Origin of the sequence: Anaerococcus porci, assembly GCF_034090325.1 — a bacterium.
GTDB classification, from domain to species: Bacteria; Bacillota; Clostridia; order Tissierellales; family Peptoniphilaceae; genus Anaerococcus; species Anaerococcus porci.
Map to the genome: position 1 here is coordinate 44,566 of NZ_JAXDSU010000100.1, position 9,417 is coordinate 53,982.

Annotated in this window: 10 protein-coding genes; 1 reads left to right on the forward strand and 9 read right to left on the reverse strand. The window is 30.3% G+C overall.

Annotated features, from left to right (window positions below):
- Window positions 1–17: 17 nt before the first annotated feature.
- From secG to nth, 9 genes are all read right to left on the reverse strand, one after another.
- Window positions 18–245: a preprotein translocase subunit SecG gene (gene secG / locus SOR60_RS10265; protein WP_154538831.1), complete on the reverse strand. Its 228-nt coding sequence runs from the start codon at window positions 243–245 to the stop codon at window positions 18–20.
- Window positions 246–350: 105 nt separating this feature from the next.
- Window positions 351–1,646, reverse strand: coding sequence for a phosphopyruvate hydratase (gene eno / locus SOR60_RS10270; protein WP_176269305.1), 1,296 nt, complete (start codon window positions 1,644–1,646; stop codon window positions 351–353).
- A gap of 21 nt (window positions 1,647–1,667) precedes the next feature.
- Entirely contained in the window at window positions 1,668–2,420 is a 753-nt protein-coding gene (tpiA, locus tag SOR60_RS10275; RefSeq protein ID WP_154538833.1) for a triose-phosphate isomerase, read from the reverse strand.
- A gap of 9 nt (window positions 2,421–2,429) precedes the next feature.
- A complete protein-coding gene (locus SOR60_RS10280; protein ID WP_154538834.1) occupies window positions 2,430–3,626 on the reverse strand; it encodes a phosphoglycerate kinase in 1,197 nt (398 codons plus the stop codon).
- Window positions 3,627–3,673: 47 nt separating this feature from the next.
- Complete coding sequence (gene gap, locus SOR60_RS10285) at window positions 3,674–4,681, reverse strand: type I glyceraldehyde-3-phosphate dehydrogenase (protein WP_154538835.1); 1,008 nt, start codon at window positions 4,679–4,681, stop codon at window positions 3,674–3,676.
- Between the two features lie 77 nt (window positions 4,682–4,758).
- Window positions 4,759–5,685, reverse strand: coding sequence for a thioredoxin-disulfide reductase (gene trxB / locus SOR60_RS10290; RefSeq protein ID WP_320595881.1), 927 nt, complete (start codon window positions 5,683–5,685; stop codon window positions 4,759–4,761).
- A 12-nt stretch (window positions 5,686–5,697) separates the two neighbouring features.
- Window positions 5,698–6,156 carry a tRNA (cytidine(34)-2'-O)-methyltransferase gene (locus tag SOR60_RS10295; RefSeq protein ID WP_154538837.1) on the reverse strand — a complete coding sequence of 153 codons (459 nt, stop codon included), beginning with the start codon at window positions 6,154–6,156 and terminating at the stop codon, window positions 5,698–5,700.
- The gene (locus SOR60_RS10300; protein ID WP_320595882.1) at window positions 6,149–6,988 is read right to left on the reverse strand and encodes an HAD family hydrolase; all 840 of its coding nucleotides are present in this window, start codon (window positions 6,986–6,988) and stop codon (window positions 6,149–6,151) included. The genes SOR60_RS10295 and SOR60_RS10300 overlap by 8 nt, the downstream gene beginning before the upstream one ends.
- Window positions 6,985–7,632: an endonuclease III gene (nth, locus tag SOR60_RS10305; protein WP_320595883.1), complete on the reverse strand. Its 648-nt coding sequence runs from the start codon at window positions 7,630–7,632 to the stop codon at window positions 6,985–6,987. The genes SOR60_RS10300 and nth overlap by 4 nt, the downstream gene beginning before the upstream one ends.
- A gap of 95 nt (window positions 7,633–7,727) precedes the next feature.
- Between nth and rodA the strand changes: the two genes are divergently transcribed.
- Window positions 7,728–8,867: a rod shape-determining protein RodA gene (gene rodA / locus SOR60_RS10310; protein WP_320595884.1), complete on the forward strand. Its 1,140-nt coding sequence runs from the start codon at window positions 7,728–7,730 to the stop codon at window positions 8,865–8,867.
- Window positions 8,868–9,417: the final 550 nt, after the last annotated feature.

A 9,417-nucleotide genomic window follows, 5' to 3' on the forward strand; every position in this document is an offset into this window, starting at 1 on the left:
TAGTTATACTCAACCCCTTAGTTTATTGCTAAAAGTACTATACTCAATACAAATAATACAATACCTGCAGCTATTACAACTTTATCTAACATTTCATTCTTTGATCTATGTGCGCTTCTACCAAACACATTAGTTTCTTGTCCAGCTAATGTTCCAAGTCCATCAGTTTTTGGTTCTTGCAGAGTTACAGCAATAACTAGTACAAGAGAAGCAATCATCAATAAGATTGATAATACTGTTGTCATAAGACACCTCCATTTTCATACTATATAATGATAACATAAATTATTATATATATCAATAAAAAGAGGGGTTTTGTATATATTTACCCCTCTATCTATATTTTTTAACTATTTATTGATATTGTAAAACGCCTTTAAACCTTTAAATTGTGCTGTATCAAATAGTTCATCTTCAATCCTTAATAATTGATTGTATTTAGCAACCCTGTCAGTTCTTGAAGGTGCACCAGTTTTAATTTGACCTGCATTCACAGCAACTACTAAATCTGATATTGTTGTATCTTCTGTTTCACCAGATCTATGTGATACTATTGCTGTATAGCCAGCTTCTTTAGCCATTTCAATAGCATTTAGAGTTTCTGTTAGAGAACCTATTTGATTAACTTTTATAAGAATTGAATTTGCAACACCTTCTTTAATTCCTTTTTCAAGTTTTTTAGTGTTTGTTACAAATAAGTCATCTCCTACTAATTGAACCTTATTTCCAAGTCTATCAGTAAGTTTTTTCCAACCTTCCCAGTCATTTTCATCAAGACCATCTTCAATTGAGATAATTGGATATTTGCCAACTAATTCTTCTAACCAATCAATCATTTCATCTTCAGTTTTAACTGTTCCCTCTCCATTAAGGTGATATTTACCATCTTCTTTATTATAGAATTCACTAGATGCACAGTCCATAGCTATATAAACATCTTTTCCTGGTTCATATCCTGCAGCCTTAATAGCTTCACATATAATTTCTAAAGCTTCCTCATTTGATTTAAGATTTGGAGCAAATCCACCCTCATCTCCTACTGATGTATTATATCCTTTTGATGATAGTACATTTTTAAGACTATGAAATACTTCTGTACCCATTTGAAGAGCGTGTGAGAAACTTTCTGCACCTAGTGGGAAAATCATAAACTCTTGAATATCAACAGAATTATCTGCGTGCTCTCCACCATTTAGGATATTCATCATTGGTGTTGGAAGAAGTTTAGCATTTGTTCCCCCAAGATAGTTATATAAAGGAACGCCAATTTCATCAGCTGCAGCCTTAGCTACTGCAAGAGATACGCCAAGGATTGCGTTAGCACCTAGTTTACCCTTATTTTCAGTTCCATCAAGTTCAATCATTGCTTTATCAATACCAACTTGATCTGATACATCATATGTGAATTCTAATTCTTCAGCAATTATCTCATTTACATTTTTAACTGCTTGAAGGACAGATTTTCCAAGATAGTAATCTTTGTCACCATCTCTAAGCTCAACAGCTTCCCATTCACCAGTTGATGCTCCAGATGGAACACTTGCTCTACCAAATCCACCATCTTCTGTAACAACTTCAACTTCTACTGTTGGATTTCCTCTTGAATCAAGAATTTGTCTTGCATATACACTTGAAATTACACTCATTATATTTCTCCTTATTATTTATTATTTTTTATAATTTATTAATTGCTCAAAGTCACTTGCTTTAAGGCTTGCTCCACCTATAAGTCCACCGTCTATATTTTCTTTAGCTAAAAGTTCTTTGACATTTTTAGGCTTCATAGATCCACCATATTGAATCCTAATTTTTTCGCTATAATCTTCACCATAGACCTTTTTTATATAGTCTCTAATAAACTTACACATACAGTCAGCATCATCTGATGATGCAGTTTTTCCAGTTCCTATAGCCCAAATTGGTTCATAGGCAATAATTACCTTTTCTATATCAGAATCTTTAACATCTTTTAAATCTTTTTCTAATTGATTTCTTACTTTTTCTTCTTCTTTATTAGATTCTCTTTCTTCTAAAGTTTCACCTACACAAAGAATTGGAATTATATCATGCTCAAGTGCTGATAAGACTTTTTTATTAATTAATTCATCATCTTCCTTAAAGTACTCTCTTCTTTCGGAATGACCTAATATAACATAATCTGCTTTAATATCATTAAGCATAGTTGGAGAAATTTCTCCTGTATAAGCACCACTTTCTTCAAAGTACATATTTTGAGCACCAAACTTAATATCACTGTCTTTTAAAATATCTTCAGCTATTAATAAATCTATAGCTGGTACACAAACTCCCTTTTCAACACTTTGATCAAGGTCTAATTCTCTAAGCTCTCTTAACAAAGCTTTTGCTTCACTAGGAGCTAAATTCATTTTCCAATTTCCTATTATTACAGGTGTACGCATATCTACTCCTTATTTTTCATCAATACAAGCAATACCTGGTAGAGTCTTTCCTTCCAAGAATTCAAGACTTGCTCCACCACCAGTTGATACATGTGTTATTTTATCCTTAAATCCAGCTTTCTCAATAGCAAGGGCACTATCTCCACCACCTACTATAGTCACAGCATCTGAGTCAGCTAAAGCTTTAGCAACTTCATTTGTACCATTTGAGAACTCTTTTATTTCAAAAACTCCCATTGGTCCATTCCAAACAACTGTTTTTGCATCTTTAATTTTACTTGCAAAAAGTTCTATTGTTTTTGGACCTATATCCAAAGCTTCCTTATCTTCTGGAATATTATCAATATCAACTATTGCAGTCTCAACACCTGATTTTATTTCATCAGCAATAACTACATCTATAGGTAGAAGTATTTCAACTCCTTTATTCTTAGCTTTTTTGATTAGCTCAAGAGATAAATCCATCTTATCTTCTTCAAGTAATGACTTACCAATCTCTTTTCCTTGTGCTTTAAGGAAAGTATAAGCCATTCCTCCTCCAATTAGAATTGTATCTACTTTTGTTATAAGATTTTCTATAACACCAATTTTATCTGATACTTTTGCTCCACCTAAAATTGAAACAAAAGGATGTTCTGGTGTTTCAAGAGCCTTACCCATAACATCTATTTCTTTTTCAATTAATAGTCCAACTGCAGATGGAAGTATACTTGCAACTCCGACATTGGATGCATGAGCTCTATGACTTGTACCAAAAGCATCATTTACATATAAATTAGAAATTTCAGAAAGTTCTTTTGCAAATTCTTCACCATTTTTGGTTTCTTCTGGTCTAAATCTTGTATTTTCTAAGAGAGCAATCTCACCATCTTTTAATTCATTTACCTTATCTTTTACATTTTGATCAATTACCCTAGGTGATGGTATAAAATGGAACTTTTCTCCATACTTATTCTTAAGCCAATCTGCTACTGGTTTTAAAGTAAATTCTGGATTAGCTTCTCCCTTTGGTCTTCCTAAATGACTAATTAATATTACCTTTGCACCATTTTCTGATAGGTAATCAATAGTAGGTAGAGCCGCTCTTATTCTAGCATCATCAGCTATAACTCCCTTTTCTTCCTTTGATAAAGGAACATTAAAGTCAACTCTAACTAACACCTTTTTTCCAGATACATTTAAATCTTTTACTGTTTTTTTATTCATTATTCACCTCTAAAAAAAGGCGAGACTATATCCCGCCAATTAAAATCTTAAAGATTTGCCAAGTAATCTAGTGTTCTAACTAGGTTAGATACATATCCCATTTCGTTATCATACCATGCTACAGTTTTAACAACTTGTGTTCCATCTGTACCTTCAACTATTTTGGTTAATTGTGAATCAAATACACTTCCTGCTGGATATCCAACAATATCACTTGATACTATATCATCTTCTGTGTAAGCAAAAGCATCTGATTCATATTTTTTCATTGCAGCATTAACATCTTCCACAGTAACTTTATTTTCAAGTACTGAGTAAAGTTCTGTAATAGAACCTGTTATTGTTGGAACTCTTAGAGCTGATCCATCTATTTTTCCTTCTACTTCTGGAAGTACTTTACCAACCGCTTTAGCTGCACCTGTTGATGCTGGAATTGTATTTTGAGCTGCTGCTCTTCCACCTCTAAGGTCTTTTTTACTAGCTGGAGTATCTTGGATAGCTTGAGTAGCTGTATAAGCATGGATTGTTGACATTTGTCCTGATACAAAACCAAATTCTTTTACCAATACATTAACCATTGGTGCCAAACAGTTTGTTGTACATGAAGCACCTGAAACCACTGTTTCTGATCCATCAAGTGTTTCATGGTTAACACCATAAACTATTGTTTTCATATCACCTTTACCTGGTGCTGAAATTAACACTTTCTTTGCTCCTGCTTTAATATGAGCTTCTGCTTTTTCTTTTTCTGTAAAGAATCCTGTACATTCAAGTACTATATCAACATCTAAGTCTTTCCATGGAAGGTCTTCTGGATTTCTTTCAGCAAATACTTTTATATCTTTTCCATTTATTTTAAATCCATCATCTGTAAGTTCAGCTTCCCCGTTGAATCTTCCTTGAGCAGTATCATATTTAAATGCATATAATAAGCCTTTTTTATCAATAAGATCATTGATTGCTACTACTTCTATATTGTCTTCAACTTCAGCAATTCTTCTAAGTGTAAGACGTCCTATTCTTCCAAATCCATTAATAGCTACTTTTGTTGTCATTATTTCCTCCTAAGTGCTTTTTCAATGTGCTTTACAATAATTATTTTACTAATTGACGATTTTTTGTCAAGTGTATATTACCACTCACCATTATCGATATATTTATTAGCCATCTCGCTAGCTATACATCCATCACTTGTTGCTGTTACCATTTGTCTTATTTTTTTAACTCTGGTATCACCAATAGCAAAAACTCCCTTTAAATTAGTTTTCATGTCCTCATCTGTAGGAATATAGCCATCTATAAGTTCAATTTGATCTTTAAATAAATCAGTTTGTGGTATATTACCTATATATATAAATACCCCAAATGGACTATTATCATCATTTTTTATTGTTTTTAATTCATTTGTTTGAGTATTTTTTAGTATAAGTTCATTTACTTCACTTTCGCCTTTTATCTCTTCAACTGTATAATTTAATAAGAAATTGATTTTTTCATTTTCCTTGCATCTATCAACTACAGTTTGACTTGCTCTAAAACCTTCTCTTCTATGAATTATATTTACAGACTTGCCAAATTTAGTAAGGTAGAGTGCTTCCTCTAGTGCTGCCTCACCTCCACCAATTACAAATATATCTAAACCTTGATAAAATGGACCATCGCAGGTTGAACAGTATGAAACTCCAAGATTTGCAAATTCTTTTTCACCTGGAACATTCAATTTCCTATGACTTGCCCCAGTTGAGATAATAACCACCTTGCTTTCATAAACTTCATCTGTCGTATACACTTTTTTAACTTCACCTTTAAGTTCTACTTTCTTAACCTCTTTATATTTTATTTCACAAAACTCTCTTGCTTGCTCTTCCATCCTATCTGATATGGCAAGACCTCCTGCTCCTTTTTCAGAACCAGGATAGTTTTCTACATGCTCTGTTGTTGCAATTTGCCCACCTGCTATATCTTTTTCTAAAATTAATGTTTTAAGCTTAGCCCTACCAGCGTAAAGACCTGCTGTAAGTCCTGCAGGTCCTGCTCCAATTATTATTACATCAAACATATTTCACCTCTATTATTTAAAAAAATTATTTTGTCTTAATCCTTCATATAAAACTATTGCAACTGAATTAGCTAAATTTAATGACCTATCTATCTTATTAGTCATTGGTATACTAAAAATTTTATCCTTATGTTCATCTAATAGTTTTTGATCTATACCTTCTTTTTCTCTGCCAAAGATTAGATAATCATCTACTTTAAAGCAAATATCACAATAAGTCCTATTACTTCCTGTTTCGATAAAATATATATTTTTATCTTTTACATATTCAAAAAAATCATCAACACTATTATGAATTACTAGCTTCAAATCATCCCAATAGTCAATGCCAGCTTTTCTTAAAGATTTATTTGATAGGTCAAATTTAAATGGTCTTATTAGATGAAGAGTTGAATCAGTCTGTACACAAGTTCTTGATATATTGCCAACATTTCCAGGATGTTGTGGAGAAATCAATACTATATTAAACATCTTTATTACTTTTTATTACTATATCAATAGCTTCAACAATACCAAATTCATCATTAGATCCTACAATTACATCTGCAATTTCTTTTACTTCATCTATAGCATTTTCAACTGCAAAAGAAAGCTTCGCTAACTTTAACATTGGTATATCATTATCTTGATCTCCAATTGCAGCTATTTCATCTCTATTTATACCCAAATAATCTGAAACTTCACATATAGCTTGATATTTACTTACATTTTTTTGCATTATTTCTATAACTTTATCATTTGATGATGTTATATAAAGATTTTTATTGAACTTTCTAATTTCTTCAATAATCCTATCTTTACTTAATTTATTATATTCCTTTGGAAATATTTGAAATTTAAGTACATTACTATTTCTGTTTTTTATTTCATTTAAGGGATTTGCTGAAAAAGAAAAATTGACCTGATAATTCATTCCATAATCACTTCTCTTTTTTAGATGGTTAAATCTTTCAGGACATACTCTATTAGAATAATAAGTATCATGGTCATAAAATTGATACAAAAGTTTATAATTTTCACAAAATTCAATAAGCTTTTCTATATTTTTATAAGTTAGATAATTTTCGTATATTATGTTTTCTCTATTTATAGATGCTATAGCTCCATTATTAGCTATAGTTGGGTTATCGAAACCTGTAAGATATGTTAAATAATCTACGGATGGCTTTGCTCTTCCAGAAGTAAATACGAATTTTATACCATTTTCATCTAATTTTTTTAAAGCCTCTATAACTTTATTATCAAGCCTTGACTGATTATCTAAAGTTGTCCCATCTAAGTCAATAGCAAATAATTTTATCATTTTTTCTCCTTATAGTACTCACATAAAACTCTTATATCACATTCATGGCAAAGTGGATTTCTAGCCTTACAAATTTTTCTTCCATGTGCTATAATCTGATGGTGTAAAATTGACCATCTGTCTTTTGGTAAGTTTTTCATCAAATCTTTTTCAGTATTTAACACATTCTTACTATTAGCAAGACCTATCCTATTTGAAACCCTTTGTACATGAGTATCTACTGCTATGGTGTCTTTATTAAAAGCATTTGCCATTACAACATTTGCTGTTTTTCTACCAACTCCTGGAAGTTTAATCAAATCTTCCATGGTATCAGGTACTTTTCCATCAAATTCTCTTAACAACATTATAGATGCATTTTTAATATTTTTTGCTTTATTCTTATAAAGTCCACATGTTTTTATCAAATCTTCAATATCTTTAATATTCATATTTGCAAAGTCTTCTGCTTTATTAGCAATTTTAAACATATATTTTGTAACTTTATTTACTCTTACATCGGTACATTGAGCTGATAGAATTGTAGCTACTAAGAGTTCAAATGGTGTTGTAAAATCTAGAAAACTTTTATCAAGATTTGGATAAAGTTGATTTAGTATATCTATTACTTTTGAAATTTCTTCTTTTTCTAAAATAATTCTCACCTCTTAATTTATTATACCCTTATCTTTTGGGAAAAATAAAGATTGAAGATTTAAGATGCTTATTATATAATTATTACTAGTATTGGAGTGATTAAATGTTTAATTTAAAGAAAAAAGATTTAAAAAGATTCGATTGGCTGCTATTTATAAGTGTGGCTTTTTTAAGTTTATATGGACTATTTATACTTTATTCTGCTTTTTCTGGAAAGATTAGCAATATAAAAAGCCAAATAGTTGCAACTGTATTGGGATTTATACTTATATTTGTATTATGCACCATGGATATGGATGTTATAAAAAAAGCATGGATGCCAGTTTATGTAATATCTTTAATTTTGTTACTATTAACCATACTTTTTGGACAAGGTGAACAAGAGTGGGGTTCTAATTCTTGGTTAATTCTCGGTCCTATTCAAATTCAACCATCTGAGGTAACTAAAGTTGGTATAATATTTGCTTTAGCAGCTTATTTTGATAAATACAAATCAAATATAAATAAACCAAGTGGTCTACTTATAAGTATGGCCTTTGCCCTAGTTCCTGTAATTTTAATATTATTACAACCTGACTTTGGAACAGCCATGGTTTATATATTTTTTATAGCTGTAATGTTTTTTATGGCTGGACTTTCATGGAAATGGATCATTGCTCTATTAGCCATCGCTATAGTTGGATTTTTAATTTTATTACTTAATCTTAAAGGCTATAGAGCCGATAGAATTCATGACTTTTTGGACCCATCAAGAGATACATCTGGTAGTGGTTGGCAACAACAACAAGGTTTAATAGCCATAGGAAGTGGTATGCTTACAGGACGTGGATATATGAAAGGAACCCAAGCTCAATATGGTTATATCCCTGAAAAGGAAACAGATTATATTTTCTCAGTGCTTGCAGAAGAACTTGGATTTATAGGTGCAATACTTATGCTAATAGCCTTTGCTATAATGATTTATAGGTTTATAGCTATAAGTAAAAATTCAAAAAATACTTTTGTGAGCCTATTAGTTTCTGGTATTTCAGCTATGTTTTTTATCCATATATTTGAAAATGTAGGAATGACAATAGGCCTTATGCCTGTTACTGGAATTCCCTTACCATTTTTCTCATCGGGAGGAACATTCTTACTTATATGTTTTGCAAATGTAGGACTAGCTTTATCTGCATCCATGCAAAAATCATCATATGACATAGAAGATGCAAGCGAATACGAAACTATTAAATTTATTAGATAGGAATTATTAAAAAATTATTATTTCCTATCTTTAGCAAATCATTACAATCTATTCTAAACAACTTAAAAACTATATAGCAAGCTAAGAAAACTAATTTGTAATATAAACTAGCTATAAGTAATTTAAAAATTGTAATGATTTGCTAAAATTAATTAATTTTAAAAAAGCAATTTTTACATGAACCATTATCTAATATTATTAACTTATGTCTGATTCTTAAAACAGTTGGTTCTCTTTCCCAATATTTTTAGTATTTAATTTCAATAATAATTTTACTATTATTTATACCTCTAATTATCATTTCTAAATTATAAATACTTCTAGTAAAGCAATATTATTTTTACCTTCCCAATTCTATTATATATAGTAGAAATAACTATTTGAGATTCTTTCAATTCAAATCAAAATTATTTAAACTACGATTATATAGAAAAAAGAATAACAGAAATTACTTTAAAAACAATTCTTAAATCTTAAAAAATATAGGAATAAATATAAATTATGATAATATTAAGGATAGTGTAGAATACGTTCATAGCTATAATCTCAA

Coding starts and splice junctions, on each gene's coding strand:
- secG (WP_154538831.1), bottom strand. CDS start 245: ATGACAACAGTATTATCAATCTTATTGATGATTGCTTCTCTTGTACTA.
- eno (WP_176269305.1), bottom strand. CDS start 1,646: ATGAGTGTAATTTCAAGTGTATATGCAAGACAAATTCTTGATTCAAGA.
- tpiA (WP_154538833.1), bottom strand. CDS start 2,420: ATGCGTACACCTGTAATAATAGGAAATTGGAAAATGAATTTAGCTCCT.
- SOR60_RS10280 (WP_154538834.1), bottom strand. CDS start 3,626: ATGAATAAAAAAACAGTAAAAGATTTAAATGTATCTGGAAAAAAGGTG.
- gap (WP_154538835.1), bottom strand. CDS start 4,681: ATGACAACAAAAGTAGCTATTAATGGATTTGGAAGAATAGGACGTCTT.
- trxB (WP_320595881.1), bottom strand. CDS start 5,685: ATGTTTGATGTAATAATAATTGGAGCAGGACCTGCAGGACTTACAGCA.
- SOR60_RS10295 (WP_154538837.1), bottom strand. CDS start 6,156: ATGTTTAATATAGTATTGATTTCTCCACAACATCCTGGAAATGTTGGC.
- SOR60_RS10300 (WP_320595882.1), bottom strand. CDS start 6,988: ATGATAAAATTATTTGCTATTGACTTAGATGGGACAACTTTAGATAAT.
- rodA (WP_320595884.1), top strand. CDS start 7,728: ATGTTTAATTTAAAGAAAAAAGATTTAAAAAGATTCGATTGGCTGCTA.